General features: G+C 39.0%; 20 protein-coding genes. 15 read left to right on the forward strand and 5 right to left on the reverse strand.

The features are described 5' to 3' along the window. The 5 genes from CYP26_RS06060 to ccoG all read right to left on the reverse strand — a co-directional run bounded on the left by CYP26_RS06060 (position 1) and on the right by ccoG (position 7,757). On the reverse strand, positions 1-1,383 hold the full coding sequence (locus CYP26_RS06060; protein WP_103630762.1) for an efflux transporter outer membrane subunit: 1,383 nt from the start codon (positions 1,381-1,383) through the stop codon (positions 1-3). Next, positions 1,373-4,498, reverse strand: coding sequence for an efflux RND transporter permease subunit (locus CYP26_RS06065; RefSeq protein WP_103630763.1), 3,126 nt, complete (start codon positions 4,496-4,498; stop codon positions 1,373-1,375). The genes CYP26_RS06060 and CYP26_RS06065 overlap by 11 nt, the downstream gene beginning before the upstream one ends. A 10-nt stretch (positions 4,499-4,508) precedes the next feature. Beyond that, positions 4,509-5,666, reverse strand: coding sequence for an efflux RND transporter periplasmic adaptor subunit (locus CYP26_RS06070; RefSeq protein WP_103630764.1), 1,158 nt, complete (start codon positions 5,664-5,666; stop codon positions 4,509-4,511). Between the two features lie 108 nt (positions 5,667-5,774). After that, positions 5,775-6,401, reverse strand: coding sequence for a TetR/AcrR family transcriptional regulator (locus CYP26_RS06075; RefSeq protein ID WP_103630765.1), 627 nt, complete (start codon positions 6,399-6,401; stop codon positions 5,775-5,777). A 30-nt stretch (positions 6,402-6,431) separates the two neighbouring features. After that, complete coding sequence (ccoG, locus tag CYP26_RS06080; RefSeq protein WP_103630766.1) at positions 6,432-7,757, reverse strand: cytochrome c oxidase accessory protein CcoG; 1,326 nt, start codon at positions 7,755-7,757, stop codon at positions 6,432-6,434. A 106-nt stretch (positions 7,758-7,863) separates the two neighbouring features. Between ccoG and CYP26_RS10485 the strand changes: the two genes are divergently transcribed. The 15 genes from CYP26_RS10485 (at position 7,864) to CYP26_RS06145 (ending at position 20,863) form a co-directional block, all read left to right on the forward strand. Further along, on the forward strand, positions 7,864-8,607 hold the full coding sequence (locus CYP26_RS10485; protein ID WP_258031430.1) for an FAD-binding protein: 744 nt from the start codon (positions 7,864-7,866) through the stop codon (positions 8,605-8,607). Between the two features lie 63 nt (positions 8,608-8,670). After that, positions 8,671-9,339: an FAD-binding protein gene (locus tag CYP26_RS10490; protein ID WP_258031431.1), complete on the forward strand. Its 669-nt coding sequence runs from the start codon at positions 8,671-8,673 to the stop codon at positions 9,337-9,339. 58 nt (positions 9,340-9,397) lie between these two features. Beyond that, the gene (rpsU, locus tag CYP26_RS06090; RefSeq protein ID WP_009294994.1) at positions 9,398-9,610 is read left to right on the forward strand and encodes a 30S ribosomal protein S21; all 213 of its coding nucleotides are present in this window, start codon (positions 9,398-9,400) and stop codon (positions 9,608-9,610) included. A 103-nt stretch (positions 9,611-9,713) separates the two neighbouring features. Beyond that, the gene (locus CYP26_RS06095; protein ID WP_103630767.1) at positions 9,714-10,346 is read left to right on the forward strand and encodes a DNA-binding protein; all 633 of its coding nucleotides are present in this window, start codon (positions 9,714-9,716) and stop codon (positions 10,344-10,346) included. Beyond that, positions 10,343-10,960 carry a UPF0323 family lipoprotein gene (locus tag CYP26_RS06100; RefSeq protein WP_021083915.1) on the forward strand — a complete coding sequence of 206 codons (618 nt, stop codon included), beginning with the start codon at positions 10,343-10,345 and terminating at the stop codon, positions 10,958-10,960. Before CYP26_RS06095 ends, CYP26_RS06100 begins: the two co-directional genes overlap by 4 nt. 2 nt (positions 10,961-10,962) lie before the next feature. Next, entirely contained in the window at positions 10,963-12,144 is a 1,182-nt protein-coding gene (locus CYP26_RS06105) for a glutathionylspermidine synthase family protein (protein WP_103630768.1), read from the forward strand. Positions 12,145-12,146: 2 nt separating this feature from the next. Continuing rightward, positions 12,147-13,076: a D-2-hydroxyacid dehydrogenase gene (locus tag CYP26_RS06110; protein WP_103630769.1), complete on the forward strand. Its 930-nt coding sequence runs from the start codon at positions 12,147-12,149 to the stop codon at positions 13,074-13,076. 3 nt (positions 13,077-13,079) lie between these two features. Then, the gene (locus tag CYP26_RS06115) at positions 13,080-13,577 is read left to right on the forward strand and encodes a YajQ family cyclic di-GMP-binding protein (protein WP_103558229.1); all 498 of its coding nucleotides are present in this window, start codon (positions 13,080-13,082) and stop codon (positions 13,575-13,577) included. A gap of 274 nt (positions 13,578-13,851) precedes the next feature. Further along, a complete protein-coding gene (locus CYP26_RS06120) occupies positions 13,852-14,643 on the forward strand; it encodes a YegJ family protein (RefSeq protein WP_103630770.1) in 792 nt (263 codons plus the stop codon). Between the two features lie 34 nt (positions 14,644-14,677). After that, the gene (locus tag CYP26_RS10270) at positions 14,678-14,824 is read left to right on the forward strand and encodes a hypothetical protein (RefSeq protein ID WP_181000872.1); all 147 of its coding nucleotides are present in this window, start codon (positions 14,678-14,680) and stop codon (positions 14,822-14,824) included. Then, positions 14,821-15,567, forward strand: coding sequence for a hypothetical protein (locus tag CYP26_RS06125; RefSeq protein WP_103630771.1), 747 nt, complete (start codon positions 14,821-14,823; stop codon positions 15,565-15,567). The genes CYP26_RS10270 and CYP26_RS06125 overlap by 4 nt, the downstream gene beginning before the upstream one ends. A gap of 77 nt (positions 15,568-15,644) precedes the next feature. Further along, positions 15,645-16,355: a hypothetical protein gene (locus CYP26_RS06130; protein ID WP_103630772.1), complete on the forward strand. Its 711-nt coding sequence runs from the start codon at positions 15,645-15,647 to the stop codon at positions 16,353-16,355. Between the two features lie 2 nt (positions 16,356-16,357). Beyond that, positions 16,358-17,674 (forward strand): YrzE family protein, encoded by a 1,317-nt coding sequence (locus CYP26_RS06135; RefSeq protein WP_103630773.1) that lies wholly within the window; start codon positions 16,358-16,360, stop codon positions 17,672-17,674. A 190-nt stretch (positions 17,675-17,864) separates the two neighbouring features. Beyond that, entirely contained in the window at positions 17,865-19,229 is a 1,365-nt protein-coding gene (locus tag CYP26_RS06140) for a coproporphyrinogen III oxidase family protein (RefSeq protein WP_103630774.1), read from the forward strand. Beyond that, on the forward strand, positions 19,229-20,863 hold the full coding sequence (locus CYP26_RS06145) for a multidrug ABC transporter permease/ATP-binding protein (protein WP_103630775.1): 1,635 nt from the start codon (positions 19,229-19,231) through the stop codon (positions 20,861-20,863). Before CYP26_RS06140 ends, CYP26_RS06145 begins: the two co-directional genes overlap by 1 nt. The last annotated feature ends 37 nt before the right edge of the window (positions 20,864-20,900 follow it).

Raw genomic sequence — 20,900 nt, forward strand, 5'->3', positions numbered from 1 at the left:
TTATTTATCTACCTTAAATCCGCCGCCAAATGCTCTATAAACTTCAACCGCGCTATCTACCTCATCAAGCTTAGCTGAGATATCTTGAAGCTTTGCTTGAAGCAAATTCCTCTGTGCATCAAGAAGCTCTAAGTGACCGATATAGCCAGCGTTATACTGGTCTTTAGCAAGCGAATAAATTTTTTGCTGCGATTGTAGCAAATTTTTTACCTGATCCAAAGAGAGCTTTGCGTTTTGCCTTGATATAAGGGCATCTCTAACCTCACCAAGGGCTGATCTAATAGTCGCTTCGTAAGTGACGGCCGCGATTTGCTCGTTTGTCTCAGCAACTCGGACATTGTTTTTTGTCCTGCCATAGTCAAATATCTTTTGAGCTAAAGAGCCACCTATGTTCCAAGTATTGGCATTTCCTACAAATATATTTTCAAAATCAACACTCGTAAAGCCCAAAAGTCCAGTAAGTGAGATCGTAGGAAAATAATCAGCTTTTGCCACGCCCACAAGCGCATTTGTAGCTTTTAGATCTGCTAGCGCCTTTGCCACGTCACTTCTTCTAAGCAAGACATCTGAGCTGATGCCAGCCTTTATCTCGGGCGAACTTGGTAAATTTTGCGCACTAACAATGGCTCCTTTTAAAATTTCATCATTGCTCTTGCCAGTTAGGATAGCTAGCGAGGTTAGCGCTTGCGACTTTGAGTTTAGCACTGAAGTTAGGCTAGTCTTTGCCCTTTCTACTTCAGCTTTACTTTGCAGATAGGTCATCTCATTTATGCCACCAAGATCAAGCTGCATCTTGCGAAGCGCTAGCGTATCTTCGTAGGTTTTTAGTGTCTCTTTTAGCACCGCTTCTTGCATGTTTAGCGACACTAGAGCAAAGTAGCTTTTTGCCACACTTGAGCTAAGGCTTAGTCTGGCGCTATCGTAGTCAAATTTGCTAGCATTTAAGCTTTCATTAGCTGCAAGTACGCTATTTCGCACTCTACCCCAAAGATCTATCTCGTAGTTTAGCCCTAAATTTATGCTCGAGCTTCTATAACGTGTTTGAGGCTGCCCAGTGTAAGTTTCACCACTGCTTTTTGCTTTGGTATAACTTACATTTAAATTTACCCCAGGGAGCAAGCTAGCCTCAGCAACACCAAGGCTTGCCTTTGCCTTCTCTAAATTTAAATATGCGATGCGTAAATTTGTATTTTTCTCAAGCGCACTTTCAACAAGAACATTTAAATTTTCATCTTTAAATTCCTTCCACCAAAGATCTCTTACATCGCTTGTCTCGAAAGTGTATGTTGAGGTAAAATTTGTATCCACATTTGGCATATCTGGGCGAAACGAGCAACCAGCCAAAAACGCCGCCGTTATAAGTATAAACGCCTTATTTCTCATCTTTTTTTGCTCCCTTTTTCCAGTATTTTTCATTTAAATTTTCAAGCAAATAGTAAAACATAGGCACGAAAAATATCGCTATCGTTGTTGATGCGATCATGCCGCCAACTACGCCAGTTCCTAGTGAGTGACGAGATGCAGCGCCAGCACCCGTGCTTATAACCATTGGGAAAACGCCTAGAGTAAATGCGATCGAGGTCATTACGATAGGTCTAAAGCGAAGTTTGGCCGCATTTACAGCTGATTCAAATATGCTCTTTCCACTCTCGCGCTCTTGCATAGCAAATTCTACGATCAAAATGGCGTTTTTGGCCGCTAGACCGATGAGCAGCAAGAGTCCGATCTCAAAGTAGATATCGTTTGTCAGCCCTCTTATCCAAACAGCTAGCAACGAGCCAAATACTGCAAACGGCACGGCAGTGATGACCGCAAGTGGGATGAGCCATCTTTCGTACTGAGCCGCAAGGATCAAAAAGACAAAGACCATACCAAAGATAAAGGCGACTGTGCCTGTTCCTTGAGAATTTACCTCTTGATACGCCGTTCCAGCCCAGCTTATAGCGTACTCATCGCTGCTTAGTGTGTCATTTACGACCTCTTGTATCGCTCTTATCGCATCGCCTGATGTGTAGCCAGGTTTTGGATCGCCCATGATCTTAGCTGCTGGAAAGAGGTTAAATCTATCAACGATATCAGGTCCGATCGATCTTGTGAGCGTCGCTACTGAATTTAGTGGCACCATGCCGCCCTCGTATGAGCGGACGAAAATTTTTCTTAGATCCTCGGGGTTGTTTCTAAAGTTATCGCTTGCCCTTGCATATACGCGGTAAGACTTGCCAGCAAGGTTGAAGTCGTTTATGTAGTAAGAGCCAAAGCTAGCTGCTATCGTGCTAAAAATTTCGCTCTCGCTTACGCCAAATAGCCTTGCCTTTTCTTTATCAACTGTTATCTTAAACTGGCGGTAGTTTGTCTCAAGCGTCGTTCTCACGCCAGTTAGCTCAGGTCTTGCGTTTGCTGCTGCAGTTACCTTTCTAGCGTCCGCTTCTATCTCGTTGTAGCTCTTGCCGCTCTTATTTTGTAGATACATCTCAAAGCCGCCAGTCATTGATAGACCCATGATAGGTGGCACATTTACGACAAAAGTCATTGAGTTTTTTGAACCCCAAAGCATGCCATTAAACTGACCTACTAAGGCATCTGCACCGTCCGTTGCACCTTTTCTTTCATTCCAGTCTTTTAGCTTGACAAAGCTGATGGCTGAGTTTTCTCTAAGCGAGCTAGCTAGCATATCATAGCCTGCAAATCCCATGGTAAATTCGACATTTGGGTTGCTCAAAATGGCGTTACTAATAGATTTTACCTCTTCTTTGGTCTTTAGCATATTTGTTGAAGGTGGAAGCGAGGTGATAACCATCAAAGCGCCCTTATCTTCTGAAGGCACAAGTCCTTTTGGTACCTTTTGAAATAGGCCATACGTTGCAAATCCCATTATGCCAATGACTATAAAGCTAATGATGACGTGTTTTAAAATTTTTTCCACGCCAGCTGTAAAGAGCCTAGTGCTAAAGTCAAAAAAGTCGTTAAATTTCTGAACTATCCAAAATGGCTTGCTCTCTTGCTTTTTAAGCATAACCGCACAAAGTGCTGGCGTAAGCGTAAGAGCGACAAAGCCCGAAATACAAACAGAGACGACAAGTGTTAGCGCAAACTGCTTTTGTATAACGCCAACAAAGCCCTCCATAAATGAAACTGGCACGAAAACCGCGCAAAGCACGAGCACGATAGAGATGACTGGAGTTTGCACCTCCTCCATCGCCTTAAATGTCGCGTCTTTTACGCTTATCTCTTTATCTTCATGCAAAATTCTCTCGACGTTTTCTATAACGATGATCGCGTCATCCACGACGATACCGATGGCTAGGATCAGGGCAAAAAGCGTTATCAAATTTATACTAAAGCCCATCACATAAAGCCCACCAAATGTGCCTATGATAGAGACTGGCACGGCTAGCATCGGTATGATGGTAGCTCTAAAGCTCTTTAAGAAGAAGTACATTACGATAAGAACTAGCACCATCGCTTCTACGAAAGTTTTTATGACTTCGTCTATTGAGACGGTGATAAATTCAGTTGGATTATAAGCTATGGTGTGCTCTAGGCCAACTGGGTAAGTTTTCTTTAGCTCTTCAAGCTTTGCTTTAACCGCTTCAGCAGTTGCAAGTGCGTTTGCGTCATTTTGTAAAAATAGTAAAAGTGGCACTGCTGGCTTGCCATTTAGCATAGCTTCAGATGCGTAGCTAGCAGCTCCAAGCTCGACTGTGGCGACCTCTTTTAGCTTAACAACTGTGCCATCTTCGCTTTTTATCAAAATTTCGCCAAACTGCTTTGGATCTTTAAAACGTCCTTCAGAAACTACTGAATAAACATAAGGATTTTCACCCTTTGATGGCTGCTCGCCGATCTTGCCAGCGGCGTATTGTGAGTTTTGAATTTTTACTTGAGAGATGACGTCGCTTGGAGTTAGTTTAAACTGAGCAAGTCTGTCTGGCTTTAGCCAAATTCTCATCGAGTACTCTTTGTTGCCAATTAGCACCGTATCGCCGATGCCATTTACCCTTTTGATCGCGTCAGCGATGTTTAAATTTACATAGTTGTATAGCTCAACTTGGTTCATATTTGGATTTGTAAAGCCAACTACTTGAAGGATCGAACCACTTCTTTCACGCACCGTTACGCCCATATTTTGCACCTCTTGAGGCAATCTTGAAAGGGCAGCTTGCACGCGGTTATTTACATCTATCGTAGCTTGTTTTGATGATGAGCCGATCTTAAAATATACACTTATATTCATAGTGCCTGCTGAACTTGATGTGCTTTGCATATAGAGCATATTTTCAACACCATTTATCTGATCCTCAATGGCACTTGCGACTGAGTCAGCGATCGTCTGTGCATCAGCACCGCTATATGTTGCAGTTACAGAGACAGTAGGCGGGGTAAGACTTGGATACTCCTCTATAGGAAGCCCCTTGATACCCATAAAACCTGCTATAACTATGATGATAGATATAACAGTTGCAAATATCGGGCGGTTTATGAAAAATCTTGAAAACATCTATCTGCCTTTACTTGCTACTTGTAGCGTTTGCATCTTTGTTTAAGAAATTTGCGCTTAAGTCTTTATCAGTTTCAACTGGTGCGCCAACTCCGATTTTAAGGAAGTTACTAACTATTATCTTATCGCCCTCTTCAAGGCCCTCAGTCACTACGACCATATCCTTTGTTTGGTAGCTAGTTTTTACATTTTTTTGGCTTACTTTGCCATCTTTTACGACTAAAACATAAGTGTTTGTAGCGCTTTGCTGAAGGGCAACTTGAGGGATGTTAAAGGCATTTTTTTGCACAAATCCACTCATCTTTATATGACCAAACGCACCTGGTAAAATTTTACCTTCGCTGTTATCAAAGCTAGCCTTTGCCAAAACGCTGCCAGTCGCGGTATTTACGACATTATCTATAAATGTCACTTTGCCAGTGAAATTTTCATTGTTTAAATTTAAGATAGCCTCGCTATTTAGTTGCTGCCAAGCGCCGTTATCTAAATTTGCTTTTCTGCTTAGATTATCCACGTCTGCGATGTAAAAGTCAGCCTCGATCGGATTTATCTTTGTTAGTCTTACAAGCTGGGTTTGGCTTGCTGTTACAAGTGAGCCAACATCTACTTTATTATCGCCAACAACGCCGTCAAATGGAGCCGTGATAGTTGTATAGCCAAGATCGATCTTGGCATTTTTTAAAGTTGCTTTTGCGCTTACTAAAGTTGCATTTGCGATGTCATAAGCTGCAACGGCTGCGTCGTAGTCTTTTTGAGAGACTGCATTTTTCTTATAAAGGGCAGAAATTCTTTTAAACTCAGTCTGCGCATTTTTTAAATTTGCATTTGCCACGCCGACAGCTGCGTCAAGCGAGTCAAAGCTAGCTTGATATTTTTCTGGATCTATCAAAAATAGCTTATCTCCAGCCTTTACCTTGTCGCCTGGCTTAAAAAACTGCTTTATGATCGTGCCGCTAACTTTTGGATAGATGATGACATCTTGGTTGCTAGTAACTGTGGCCGTGTAGTCAAAACTAATAGGCACATCTGCTTTTTGTGCAACGAAAATATCAACGTGAGATATTGGCATCTGGCGGCCTGCAGCAGCCTTTTTGTCGCCACTTTCAAAGCAGCCAGAAAATAAAAAAACGGCAGCTGAAAGCACAAGAAAACTTTTAAATTTCAACATAAAAACCCCTCTTAATTTTAAATTTTAATCCCAAATTTAGTTTTGTAATAATCATTACAAAATTTTAAAGGTCCCTGACTATAACCAAAAATAAATTAAAAGTCAATTTTACTTTTTAATGATGCCATTTAAAAATAACTCAACACACAAGGCAACGTGCTCTTCACGCTCCTTTTTGCTTAGTTTTGGCTCCTCGTCTAATATGAGGGCGTTGTAGTAATGTGACCCCTTTACATTTTCTATAAAGCATTTTGCAGCAAATTTTGCTGGAAATTTTGGATTAAGCTGGGCTTTTATCTCATCTCTTTCAAAGAAATTTATAAGCACAAGGTCAATCTTATTTAAAATTTGATCTAAAAATACCCTGCCAAGCTTGCCACCATTTTTAGAGCTCTCACTTATCATAGTCCTGCTAAGCAAGACGCTTTTTTTGGTGCAGACGATGGAGAAGATAATGGTTGCAAATTTGGTTAAAAACTCCTCTAAGCTATGAGAAATTTTAAGATCTATCTTCTCATCGATCTCTTTTATAAAGTCATCTATCTCTTTCTCGATGATCGCTTGAAAAAGCCCCTCTTTGTTCTCGAAAAATGTGTAAATGCTAGCAAGCGAGCCGCCGCTAATTGCGACGATATCGCTAAGGCTTGTCTTTTCGTAGCCATTTTTTAAAAATAGATCAAGCGCTGTTTTTACGATGAGTTCGTATCTTTTTTTGCCTTTTTCTGAGATCGCCATTTAAATTCCTGCTAAATTTTTGTCATTTTATCATCTTTTAGGATATATAAAAGTGCTAGCTCTTTGCACGCTGATAGTTGGCTCGTCAGTGGCGCAAGCTCTTATATTTATATGTTTTAAAAGATCTTTTTCGCTTGTGTTTTCATTTTTTGATTTTAGCGTGACGATGACCTTTTGTTTTGCGCCAGCTTTTAGCGTAAAAGGCCTATTTGGACGCGAAATTTCTATGCTTTTATCATCTATCTCAAAGAAAAATGTATGCTCTTTGTTTTGGGTGTTTTGCACCAAAAAGACGTAAGAATTTTCAACTTCACCTTGATCTAAAACCTTGTAAAGTTCGCTAGTTCTATTTATATTTAAAAGCATGTTCTCTTTTTTACCACTCATCAGCGCAGCAGCTACTAAGACAATGCATAAAATGACAAGATAGGCAACCGTTCTAAATCTAAAAATTTTCACCTTTTTATTTTCATTTTGAGAATTTATACTTCTCCACTCTATAAGCGAGCTCTCGTTAAAATGCCCCATCACTTTAGCGCACGCATCGCTACATTCAAGGCAGTTTATACACTCAAGTTGCATGCCTTTTCTTATATCTATATGCGTCGGACATATCCTCACGCAGGCCTCGCAGCCAGTGCAAAGCGCGCCTTCTTCTTTTGGCTTTTTAAATTTCTCCCGGCCCTCATATATGATGCCACCTCGTTTTTGATTATAAATAACTTGTATCGTGTCGCTATCAAACATAACTGACTGCACCCTCGCATACGGGCAGACATAGACGCAGAAATTCTCTTTTAAAATGACCACGTCATAGACTAGCCAAGCAGCAATACCAAGCCAAAATGCAAGTAAAATTTTATGCTCGCTTGGCTCACTTATATAGGCTAAAAAATCAAACGGCGGCACAAAAAACCACATAAAATTTGCAGCTATTATAAGGGCTAAAACAGACCAAATTCCAACAGCTATTGCACGTTTTAAAATTTGACCTTGTGGCTCATTTTGTTTGTTTTGGATATTTTTTCTGATCTTTAAAATTTTAGTCTGTAAAAGGTCACGAAAGACTGTTCTAAAAATGGTCTGCGGACAGCTCCAACCGCACCAAACGCGCCCTGCAAGCGTCGTTAGGAAAAATATAGTCAAAAACAAAGTGATAAACAAAAACGGCATCAAATATAGCTCTTGCATATCAAATTTTGTAAAAAATAGATCAACTCTGCTCTTATCAAAACTTAGCAAAAATAGCTGCGCGTCATTTATCCTAATAAATGGCAAAATAAATACAAATAACGTGATACAGGCAAAAAAAATGTAACGCCTCTTGGCGTAGCTAAAGTGAATATCCTTTGACATGGTGAGCCTTTTTTTATTTTTTTGTGATTATACATTAAAACCGCTTTAAACCCATTTTTGCCCCTTTTCTAAGATATATTTTTACAAATTTATTAAAGGAGCGTGCATGATTTCTAGACGAAAATTTATAAAGACAAGTTTAGCAGCCACAACACTAGCTGCTTTAAATTTAGAGGCGTCAGCGAATGAGCCAAAATGGGATAAGGAATTTGACGTACTTATCGTTGGTAGCGGACTTAGCGCAAATGTAGCTGGCATAGTTTTGGCTGAGGCTGGACTAAAGGTAGCGCTGATTGAAAAGATGTCAAGACTTGGCGGTAACTCGGTTATTTCACAGCTTGACTTTGCATGCGTTGGATCAGACGAACAGGTAAATGCTGGCATAAAAGACTCCATAGAGCTCTTTGTCAAAGACCTAAACAAAGCTGGCAAGGGCTTTAACGACGTCGCTCAGTCTTTACGTATAGCTGAAAATTCAAAACGATCTTATGAATTTGTAAAGGCAAGAGGTGTTAAATTTGCTAGCAAACTAAAACATCTTGGCGGACATAGCGTAGCTAGAAGCTTAGAGACAGAGGGCGGTGGTGGAGCGTTTGTTCAGACTTTAAATTCGCACTTTGAAAGTAAAGGTGGGGCAAGTCTTAAGCGCGTAAAGGCTGATGAGATTATATTTGACGAAAGCGGCAAGGTAGCAGGCTTAAAGGTGAGAGAAGGGTATAAATTTGATAAGAGCTTGGCTGATGATGATCTGCAAAATACAGCAGGCGATGTCAAATTTTACAAAGCAAATAAAGCTGTCATCTTTGCAAGTGGTGGATATTCGGCAGATAAGGCATTTAAAGCTGCTTAAAATCCAAGATTAGCTCTTGCTAAAACACCTTCAAATCCAGGTGCAACAGCTGGTGCTTTAAAGATGATGTTAGCAGTTGGAGCAACGCCTATCCAACTAAGTCTTGGCAGGTACTCTTTTGGTATCCCAACTGAAGACCTCGTCTTTTCAATGATAGTTGATGGTAAAAACTCAAAAAGGTTTATGAATGAAGATGGCGACAGGCAGGGCTTATCGGATAAAATTTTAGAAAATATGCAAGATAATAACTCAGATAAATTTGCAGTGATAATCTTTGATGAGGTTGGTTTTGGAAGCAGTCACGATCCAAAAAGGCTAAATAAATTTGTAGAAGATGGAAAGATGAAGAAATTCCAAAATTTGGACGAACTAGCAAAAGAATTTGGGCTAAATTTAGAGGTTTTAAACAGCGAGATCAAGCGATATAATGAAAATATAGAGAAAAAAGATGATAGTGACTTTAAAAAGGACCTTAGCAAGGTAAATCCTATCTTAAAAGCGCCATTTTACGGCATGCTAGCAGCTCCTGGCATAAGCTATACACCAGGCGGAGTAAGGGTTAGTTTAAATTTTGAGGTGCTAGGTTTAAAAGATAATATGCCTATTAAAAATTTATATGCCATAGGTGAGGCAACAGGCGGAATTCACGGCTATGCAAGGCTGACAAGCTGCTCTACACCAGACTGCATTAGCTCTGGTTTGATAGCTGCTGAGCATATTTTGAAAGCTTAAATTTATAAAAAACAGACTATACTCACGGCTTATTTTAATCTGAAAGGTGGTGAGGACGTTGCCTGGTATTAAGGTACATCCTAACGAGTCATTTGACGAGGGTTACAGAAAGTTTAAAAAACAAACTGACCGTAACTTAGTCGTTACTGAAGCAAGAGCTAGACGCTTCTTTGAGCCTAAAACTGAGATCCGCAAGAAACAAAAAATTGCAGCTCGCAAGAAAATGCTTAAACGTCTTTATATGCTTAGACGCTACGAGTCAAGACTCTAAAACCAAGACAAAGGGAGCTTTGCTCTCTTTGTTTAACTCTTCTTTTAGCCTTATTTTTTTATAATCAAAGCAATTTTTTTATTTTATTTTAAACGGAAATCCGATGCAAAAGCTAGCTGTAAATGAAGCTGCAGAAATTTTAGGCATAACAAAAGAAGCAGTCTATAATAGAATCCGACGAGGCTCGTTGAAAACAGTCATTGAAAATGGCACAAAATTTGTCATCCTTGACGAGGAGCCAAGTAGCGAAAAACCCGCAAAAATTGCTTCAAAAAGCACAAAAACTAAATCCCAAAACGACGAGTTTGTAAGTTATTTGCTAAATGAGCTAAATGAGCTTAAGAGCTTAAATTTAAATTTGCAAGCCGACAAAGATAGGCTTTTTAAAGAAAAAGAGCAGATGCTCATCGAGCGAAAAAATGAAATTTTGCAAATTTACAAGGATAGAGACGAGAAGCTCATGCAGTTTCTAAACGCCATGCAAAGGCCTCTTTTAGCACCTAAAAATGAAAGTGCCACAAGCGAAGTGGCGATAGATGCGCAGATAGAGGACGAGTCAAAATGGATAAATTTAAGCGAATATCTAAAGGAGTTAAATTTAAAGCCAAAAGCGACAAAAAAGATCAGTGAAAAGATAATAAAAGCGATACATCACTCCAAATTTATCAAATTTAAACGCGGCGTGATACTTGTTAGAAGACATAAAAATTTAAAAGAGTTGATAGGAGAGATATGAAACACATCAAAAAAATAGCAACTTATGCTGCGGTTGGGGGATTTGGTGCCATTATCATGGCTGGACTTGCAGGTTGTGGAAGCGACGATGGCGGCAATGAAAATGCACTAAATGAAGTTGCGCAAAAAAACGGTGCCTTTGTTATCATCGAGGAGAGCGCACCTGGCGTTTATAAAATTTTAGAAGAGTATCCAAGCACTGAAACGAGGGTCGTGCTAAAAGATATGAACGGCACTGAGCGCGTGCTAAGTAAAGACGAGATCGATAAACTTCTAGCTCAAGCAAACGCAAAGATCGACAATAACACTTCAAATTTGACAAGAACGAGCGACGCACAGCTAAGTAGCGGCGGACTAAGCCTTGGCGAGACTATCCTTGCTTCAGCAGCTGGCGCGATACTTGGTAGTTGGATAGGCAGTAAGCTCTTTGGTAACCAAAATTTCCAAGCAAATCGCCAAAGCACATATAAAAATCCAAGTGCTTACACAAGAAGTGTGGATAGCTTTAACAAGCAAAAAGCGGCAAATTCTGCTGCAAGAAGCAGTGGCGGTAAGAGTGGGTTTTTTGGTGGTGGCTCAAAGTCAAGCTCTAGCTCATCAAGCTTTGGAGGCTGAAAATGGTAAATTTAAGAAAAATCACCCCATTAAACAATGAATTTATGGAGAAAATAGGCTTTGCATGGCATACAGATAACGATAACAGCTCATATATCGCTGATGAGATCGTGCAAGTAAGCGAAAAAGAGGCAAATGCCTACTATGAGGCTGCAAATGAGCTTTACGATATGTATGTAAATGCCGCTCAGCACGTCATAGACAACAACCTTTTTCACGAGATAGGTATACCATTTAACCTTGTTGATATCATAAAAAATAGCTGGGAAAATGACGTTCATTGGCACCTTTACGGCAGGTTTGACCTAGCGGGTGGGCTTGATGGCAAGCCTATAAAGCTCATTGAGTTTAACGCCGATACGCCAACGGCAGTCTTTGAGACAGCGATCATCCAGTGGGCGATGCTAAAGCTAAATCACATGGACGAAGCAGCCCAGTTTAACGACCTTTACGAGTCGCTAAAGCAAAATTTCAAACGCCTTATCACGCTTGGCGACGAGGATGCCGACTTTGACGATCTTTACGAGGATTGGGGGATACTATTTAGCAGTATCGCAGGCAGTATCGAGGACGAGCAGACCGTAAAACTACTGCAATACATCGCAAAAGAGGCTGGCTTTGAAACAGACTTTGCCTACGTTGACGAGGTCGTTTTCAATGATGACGAGGGTATTTTTAAAGGCGATGAAAATTTCGAGTACTGGTTTAAGCTTGCCCCTTGGGAGAGCATAGCGATCGACGAGGGCGAGCTGGCTCTCATACTCTCAAACATCATCAAAAACCAAAAAGCTATCATCATAAATCCAGCCTACACGCTGCTTTTCCAAAGCAAGGGGATTTTAAAAATCCTTTGGGATCTATATCCTAATCACCCTCTCTTGCTTGAAACCTCGAACGAGCCGCTAAAAGGCAAAAAATATGTGAAAAAGCCGGTATTTGGCAGAGAGGGCGCAAACGTCTCGATACACGATGAAAACGGCGCACAAATAGCAAGTAACGACGGCGAATACGACTCAAACAAAGCCATCTATCAAGAATTTTACGAGTTTAATCAAGATGAGAGAGGCGAGAGCTATCAAGCTGGCGTATTTTACGCTTATGAGGCGTGCGCTCTTGGATATAGAAAGGGCGGCAAAATTTTAGATAACTACTCTAAATTTGTAGGACATTTCATTAAGGACTAAGGATGAAGATCGTTTGTTTAGACGCGGCCACTCTTGGCGAAAACGTAGATCTTAGTGTTTTTAAGAAATTTGGCGAGTTTATCAGCTACCAAAAAACCAAAAGCGATGAGGTCGTGGGGCGTCTAAAGGGCGTTGATATCGTCATCACAAACAAGGTCGTCATCGACAAAGCCGTGATGGACGCGACAAATTTAAAGCTTATCTGTATAAGCGCAACTGGCATGAATAACGTAGATCTTGAGCACGCAAAAGCTAAAAATATAGCTGTAAAAAACGTCGCTGGCTACTCAACCGCAAGCGTCGTGCAGCACACGTTTGCCTTGCTTTTTGAGCTGACAAATCACATCAAATTTTATGATGAGTACGTAAAAAACGGCGAGTGGGTGAAGAGTGAAATTTTCACCTATCTTGGCGCAGATATCAGTGAGATCGCTGGTAAAGAATTTGGCATCATCGGACTTGGCGAGATAGGACGAAGCGTGGCGGCAGTGGCACGTGCATTTGGCGCAAACGTGAGCTACTACTCGACAAGCGGAGCAAATAAAAATAGCGAATTTAAGCAAAAAAGCTTAGAAGAGCTACTAAGGGTCAGCGACATCATCAGCATCCACGCACCGCTAAATGAAAAGACTAGAAATTTACTAGGTATAAACGAGATAAATTTACTAAAAGATGATGCGATAGTGCTAAATTTAGGACGTGGCGGCATAGTGGATGAAGTGGCGATGGCAAGGGCGATAGATGAGAGAAATTTACGCTTTGGCACCGACGTTTTAGAAAGCGAGCCGATGAGCAAAAATAACCCATTTTTAAATGTAAAAAACAAAGAAAATCTACTAATCACACCGCACGTAGCATGGGGCAGTTTGGAGGCCAGAAAACGGCTGATCTCGCTCATAGTTAAAAATATAGAAGAATTTATAAAAGGATAGAAAATGGCAAGCGAACACAGCTTTGATATAAGCGCTGAAGTCGATATGATGGAGGTTAAAAACGCTCTTGAGACGGCTAAAAAAGAGATCGCAGCAAGGTATGACTTTAAGGGGCTTGCGGCTGAAGTTGAGCTAAATGAAAAGGAGAAATTTATCACGCTTCTTAGCTCAAGCGACAATAAGATCGACGCGCTAAAAGATATAGTGATCTCAAAGCTCATCAAGCGTAACATCCCGCCAGTTGCGATTACAGAGACAAAAAGAGAGCCAGCTAGTGGCGGAAATTTAAAAGCGACGCTAAAGCTAAACGACACGCTTGATGGCGAAAACTCAAAAAAGATCACCAAAGCGATCAAAGACTCAAAGATCAAGGTTAGTGCGCAGGTCAGGGGCGAAGAGATCAGGGTGACAAGCAAAAGCATAGACGATCTGCAGGAGTGTATAAAGCTGGTTAGGGGGTTAAATTTAGAGCTTCCGATAAGCTTTAAAAACCTAAAATAATGGCCTCTCGTGAGCGCCTTTAAATGAGCTAGAAAAATTTTCGCTCCGCAGGCTATACGCCTAGCGCACGCTTGATTTTTCGTCACAACATTTAAATCCATCTCACGATGTTTTTGTTTAAATTTGGTAAGTTGCTAAGCTAAATTTTTGAAATCGCCTAGCCTAATTTTGCGAAATAGCCACTAAATTTTTCATTTAAAATTTAGCTATTTAGCCTAAATTTGGCAGTTTTTTTGCAATTTTACACTTAAATTTATTTCACTAAGGATAAAAAATGAGTTTTTTTAAGAAAATTTTTGGCAAACAAATCGATCTTGGCGAGCAAATGCCGATCTATTTTGTAAGTAGCGACGAAGACTACATGCAGCGCGCATTTGAGCAGGCTCGTGAGAGCTTTAGATATTTTTGGCGTGAGCTTTACTGGGAGCGCCGCAGGATCGTGCCTATGCTTGATTATGCGATGGTAAAAATTTGCTTTCTTGACACCATAAACGGCGAAGAGGTGGGCGAGCACATGTGGATAAACGACGTGGAATTTGACGGAGATACGATATATGGCACGCTTGTAAATGAGCCTGACACCGTGCAAAACGTGAAAGTTGGAGATCAAGTAAGCGCGAAGATAGAAGAAATGAGCGACTGGCTCTTTGCCATAGACGGGTGTGCTTATGGTGGCTTTAGCGTGCAGGCGATGCGATCACGCATGCAAAAAGATGAGCTAGCCGAGCATGACGCGGCTTGGGGGCTTGATTTTGGCGATTTTAACGATATCTTGGTCGTTTACGAGCAAAAAGAACACCCAGAAAATTTGATAGAACACCCGATGAGCAAAAATATGACTGAGCAGTTTGAAAACTACGCAAAAGAGCACCCAAGCGTAGCCACAGACACTGATGAGTTTGGATATACGCAGCTTCACCACGAGGCGATCGCTGGAAATTTAAACCTTGTAAATCTCTTGCTAAAATATGGCGCTGATAAAAATGCCCGAACAAAAAGTGGCAAAACGGCGGCTGAATTTGCTGAAAATTTGGGCTGGGAGCACATCGCAAAGGTGCTTAGCTAGTTAAATTTGTAAATTTAGTAGAAAGAGGCAAAATTTGAGCTACCAAGACATTTTAGATGAAAAAGATAAGAATATTGTCAGAATAGACAAATTTATAGATTTTTTAAGAAAAAACTTTAAAGAACTAGATAAATACAATCAATTAGTAGCACTTCTAAACAAAGAAAAAAATTATATTTGAAGTTAGGTGAAAAAGATTCTAACGATTTTACTAAAGAATTAAAAGATATAGGATATCAGATAAGTTTAAAAATCTTAGAAATTAAAAATAATAAAATAAATGTTATTGATGAAATAAGTTCTGAAGACAAAAAGCAAATATTAGAACCAGATAAATTATTAGATGAAAATATGCACAACATTAAAAAAGAATTGTATAAGAATTTTAAAAATATATTTTCTTGTCTGTTTGATTATAAAGAAAGTAACGCTAGTAGGGTTAGAGAATTTTTAGAAGAGACTTTCTTTAATTGTGATTGTAAGGGGTCGCCACAATCAAAAATCATAGAATTATTAACAAGCATAAAAAATAATAGAGAAATATTAAAAAACAAAAAAATTAAAAAAATTTTTAATAAAGAGGTAGAAGCCGAAATAGCAAAAGAAAAGTTTAGTGATAAGTTTATTAAAAAAAAGAAAGAGGAGTTGTTAAATAATGAAGCTATTAAAATAAAAAATAGATTACTTTTCAATAAGTTATTTGAATATTATTTAACAAATTTTTATGAACAAAAAAGTATTAAAGACCATGTAAATGCTCTTTTAAAATTTCATCCATTGATACTATCTGGCATTAGCTTGATTAGTATGATTTGTTATTTTGTGTATTTTGGTCTATTTGTTGGATATTTTCCGGCATTAAGTGGTTCCGATGTTTTTTACTTTGGTGGTTTAATATTTTTTGTAATTGCTTTTTTTCTATAATTATTGTTTCTCCAATGCTTTTATATCCAGAATATTATAAAACAGAGAAAAAATTTAAACTGATTTTGGCAATATCTATGCCATCTATATTGATTTATACCTATCTCATGTTGATTGCAGGGGCTTCTACTAAGTTGTTTGTTTTTGTGACTACTGCCATATATATTATTACTCTTTTACTAGTGTTTGGCGCATTTAAAATCAAGGATTATATTTTTGATAGTATTTTAAAACAAATAGTTTCAATAATAGTAATTGTTATAATCATAATATTGTTAGCAAAAATACAATATTATTTATCAAATAATATTGTAAAATTAATGATAAAACTTTTTTCCATTTCAATATTGATAAGTTTTGTTATTCCTCTAGGCTTTTTGTTATATATGCACGAAATTTACCAAACTGGAGAGTATAGACTTATTTTGAGTGGTTTTATTGTTGCAATTCAAGTGTATTTTTTTGTAACAATTACAGACAATATTGCAAATAATTTTGAAATCGCAAATGTTAAATATAAGTATTTATCTATAGAAAAAAGTGTAGCAAGTGCTTTACCAGAAAAAATTTGCAAAAATGCTAAAAATAAAAACTGCGATTTCAATAAAACCTACTACGATGAAAATGAGACAAGCGGAGTTATGAAACTTTACAACATTAAGGCCCTTTCAACTCTTGGTAAATTTTATTATTTAGAAACAATTGGTTATAAAAACAAGAACGATAAGGAAATAAAATTCGAGCTTGACGCAAGTAAAATTATCTCAAGAGAGAAGCAAGAAAGGTAAATTTGAGTTATCAAGACATTTTAGATGAAAAAGATGAGAGCGTTAAAAACGCTAAAAAATTTGTAAATTTTTTAAAGGCAAATTTTTCAAACTGCGAGATAAGAAGCAGCAAACAAGCGCGTTTGATCGCTCTTTTAAACGAAGAAAACGACCTTTTTGATAGGTTAAATAGGACAAATTTTGCTGAAGTTTTAAAAAGGCTTGGCGAGATAAAAGAGCAGATCACTCTTGTTATTTTGGATATCAAAGATGAGATCATAAAGGATTTTGACGAGCAAAACTATGAAATTTACAAAAGGGTGCTCTCAAAAGAGCCAGAGGAGCTTGAAAAGGTCAAAAATGAGCTACTTTTAAACTCGTTTTTCGAGAGCCATTTGGGCGAGCACTCGGCAAATTTAAAGGCAAATTTCATAAAAGAGTGCGTTGCAAATTTCTTCAAACACTCAAATTTCATAGTGCCTATCATCAGCGTGCTTTGCTACTTTTTATATTTTGGTTTTGAGACCCGATATTTTCCGAGTTTAGATAGCTCAGAGATGATATTTACAGGCATCTTGCTATTTTGCGCAACCGCATTTATCACTGTTTTTGAGATATTAGTCCTCGTTTTTGTCTCATTTTTGTACCAAAACGACGATAAAAAGCATAAATTTAAAAAGCCAAAATTTCTATTTTTTTATAACTCAAATTTCATCTACATTTTAACTCTCATCTCTTTTGCCATTTTGGCCTTTGCAAGCTACAAGCTAAACTACGGCTGGAGCACTATTTTGTCGATGTTTTTACTTTCCTACGTTGGAGTAAATTTGGCAGTTTCCTTTAAAGATAGATCAAAATTTATCATCTATCTTCTGTCATTTCTCATGATTTTACTCTTTATCATTTCGGTTGTTATCTCAAAAAATAGCGAATTTTTGGCACTTTGGATACTCTTTTGCTCGTTTATGCTCTCTTTTATACTGGGCGCTGCTAGTATCAAAGAGACTAGAGGCTTTTCATTTGTTTTCTACGCTGCACTTTCGCTTATGATCGTTTCAAACTCGCTTTTGTTTATAAAATACACAGCAAAAACCTTTAACATAGGCGATGTGGATTATAAATTTTTACTTGTGGATAAAAGTGCGTTAAATGCCCTGCCAAAGTCACTTTGTGAGGCAAAAGGCAAAGAGCAAACGCCTTGTGAGATAGATGAAAAAGCGGTTAAAATTTATGATGTGAAGTCGCTTTGCAATATCGGTAAATTTTACTATTTGCAGACAAAAGACGGAGTGAAATTTGAGCTTGACTCAAGCAAGGTCATATCAAGGGTTAAAGAGTAAGTAGGCTAAGCTTAAATTTGTAGAGCAAAAGCGAGCAAGATATGTAAAAATCGCAGGTTTGTAAAAATGAAAAATTTAAAAAATGATTGCATTTTTTACTCAAAATTTACGTTAATACAAGGCTAAATTTATTAAAATTTGGCTATCCTAATGGACTAAATTAAAACTAACTTATTTAAGGCGATTAATTATGATTTTTAAAAATATTGTTGAGAGTTTTGCTGTAAATTACGCTCATAATTCTATACAAAAATCGCTATATAACGAATTTAACATAGACATTTTAAACACGACTTACACCAAAACTCCAAAAAAAGACAAAAAGTACATGCTCTACGCTCACGTGCCGTTTTGTCACACATTTTGCCCGTATTGCTCGTTTCACAAGTACCACTACGAGCAGGAGCTTGCGAAAATTTACTTTGAAAATTTACGCGAGGAGATGAGACAGATAAAAGAGGCTGGCTTTGACTTTACATCGCTTTATGTGGGTGGTGGCACGACGCTTATAAACGAGCCAGAGCTTGAAAAAACGCTAAAACTCGCAAAAGATCTCTTTAGCATAGAGGATATCTCAGCAGAGAGCGATCCAAATCACATCTCGCCAGAGAGTCTCAGCCGCTTTGACGGCCTCATCGATCGCTTAAGCGTAGGCGTGCAAAGCTTTGATGATGAGACTTTAAAAAAGGTTGGCAGATACGATAAATTTGGCTCGGCAGAGGAGACAAAAAGAAAGATAGAGCAGGCTCTTGGCAAGATCCCAGTTATCAGCCTAGATCTCATCTTTAACCTACCAAATCAAACAAAAGAGCAGATAATAAACGACGTAAATGTCGCAAAATCGATCTCTCCGCAGCAGATCACCTTCTATCCGCTTATGAAATCGGAGCTAACGAGAGAAAACATCGCTCGCGCACTTGGCGTCTCAAACGTCGATAACGAGCGCGAATTTTACGAGATCATCGTGAGTGAATTTGCTAAAAGCGGCTACAGACAAAGCAACGCCTGGGCGTTTTCAAATGAAAAAAGCGCAGATCTTCGCGACGAATACGTGGGCTCAAATTTAGAGTACGTAGGCGTTGGTAGCGGGGCATTTAGCTTTCTTGACGGTGAGCTTGTGATAAATGCCTTTAACCTACTTGACTACGGCAGAAAGATCAAAGGCAGGCAAAGCCCAGTCATCGCAAAATGCGCATTTAGCAAAAAAGAGAGACTAAAATATACATTTTTAACAAGGCTTTTTGACGGCGCAGTCGATATCAAAACCTACAACGAGCAAAACGATGCAAACATCAACAAAGATCTATTTGTTGAGCTTAGCTTGCTAAAACTAGTAAATGCGATCTACGAAGAAAATGGCGTTATCAAGCCGACATTTTTTGGCAAATACATCTGCGTCGTGCTCATGCGCGACTTCTACGCTGGCATGGACAAGGTGCGCGCGATATTTAAGGATGACGCTAAGATCAAACGCAGCAAGGTGCTTCACATCATGAGTGAAAATACCGAGCAAAAATTTGATCAAAACATCATTCAGCCACGCGCTGCGATGTAATGCTTGCAAATTTAATAAAAAGCAATCTTTTTTCAATAATCAAAATAGTGGTCCTGACGCTTGCTTTTAGCGGGCTTGGCGTCTGGACGCTCTCTTTTATCAACAATGAACTTGTAAATTTAAAAGAATTTAACGCCTTCGTGGCGGTTAAATTTATAGCTATCTTGGTCTTATTTTTCATAAGCGCCATCGCTGCAAACATCTCGCTTACAAATTTCGGACATAAATTTATCTACGAGCTTAGATATCAAAGCGTAAAGCAAATTTTAGACACGCCAAATAGCGTGATAAACGAGATCGGCAAGGCAAAGATCATAGCCAGTCTAAACAACGACATAAAGACGATCACTTTTGCTTTCATGAGCGCTACTGGCTTCATACAAAGCCTAGTTTTCATCATTTGTGCTAGCTTTTATCTAGCCTATATTGCGCCAAAAGTATTTATATTTAGCGCAGTTTGGATCGGTGCAACACTCGTTATAAACACGCTTTTGATGAAAAAGATCCACTTTTACTTCAAAGACTCAAGGATGCAAGATGACGCACTGCAAAAGCACTACGACGACATCGTCGAGGGCCACAGAGAGCTTAGCCTAAACAGGGTAAGGGCAAGTGTCTGCTTTGATGAGCTAAATTTAACAGGCGATAAGAAGCGCCAAAGCATGGTAAAAGCTGACGTATATCACGCGCTAAGTGATAATTTTACAAACGTAATGCTTCTTGGTGCGGTCGGACTTTGCGTATTTTTGTGCGTGGCATTTGGCTGGGCGAGCCTACAAACGGCGCTTAGCATAAGCCTTACGATACTATTTTTAAGAGGCTCATTTATGAGTATGGTTGGCTCCATACCAGCCGCACTTAGCGCAAAAGTGAGCTTAGAGAAGATAATGAACTTAAATTTAAATGAATTTAAGCAAGGCTTTAAATTTGATGATAGCCTAAGCGACGAGTGGCAAAGTATCAGGCTAAAAGATATAAATTTTAGCTACGAGCAGGGCAAATTTAGCCTAAAAGGGGTAAATTTAGAGATCAAACGCGGCGAGATAACATTTATCATCGGTAAAAATGGCAGTGGCAAAAGCACGCTTATAAATATTCTCTGTGGCCTTCTTCGCCCAAGTAGCGGCGAAATTTACCTTGATGGCACAAAGATAGATGAGGCAAATTTACAAAGCTATCAGGCAAAGATAAGCGCTATTTTTGCTGATTTTTATCTATTTTCGCAAACGCTCTCTCGTGATGGCTTTGCCAGCCAAAGCGACATAGATGAGCTTTTAGTGCTGCTTGAGATAGATAAAAAGGTAAGTGTTGTTGATAATAAACTTAGTACCACGCAGCTCTCAACCGGTCAGAGAAAGCGCCTAAGCCTGCTAATAGCCATCTTAGAGCACCGCTCTATCCTTATCCTTGATGAGTGGGCGGCCGATCAAGACCCGCTATTTAAGCGTAAATTTTACAAAGAAATTTTGCCATTTTTGCAAAGTAAGGGCATAAGTGTTATCGCCGTGAGCCACGATGATAGCTACTTTGACGTGGCAACTAGGATCATTTTAGCAAAAGATGGTTTTGTGCGCGAGCTTGATGAGAGTGAGCGTGCCAGCGCCGCAAAAGATGCCGTTGAGAAGATAAAATAAGAGTATTTTTTACACAAAAAGAGATTTGAGTGCGCTA

Source organism: Campylobacter concisus (genome assembly GCF_002913225.1).
GTDB lineage: Bacteria > Campylobacterota > Campylobacteria > Campylobacterales > Campylobacteraceae > Campylobacter_A > Campylobacter_A concisus_J.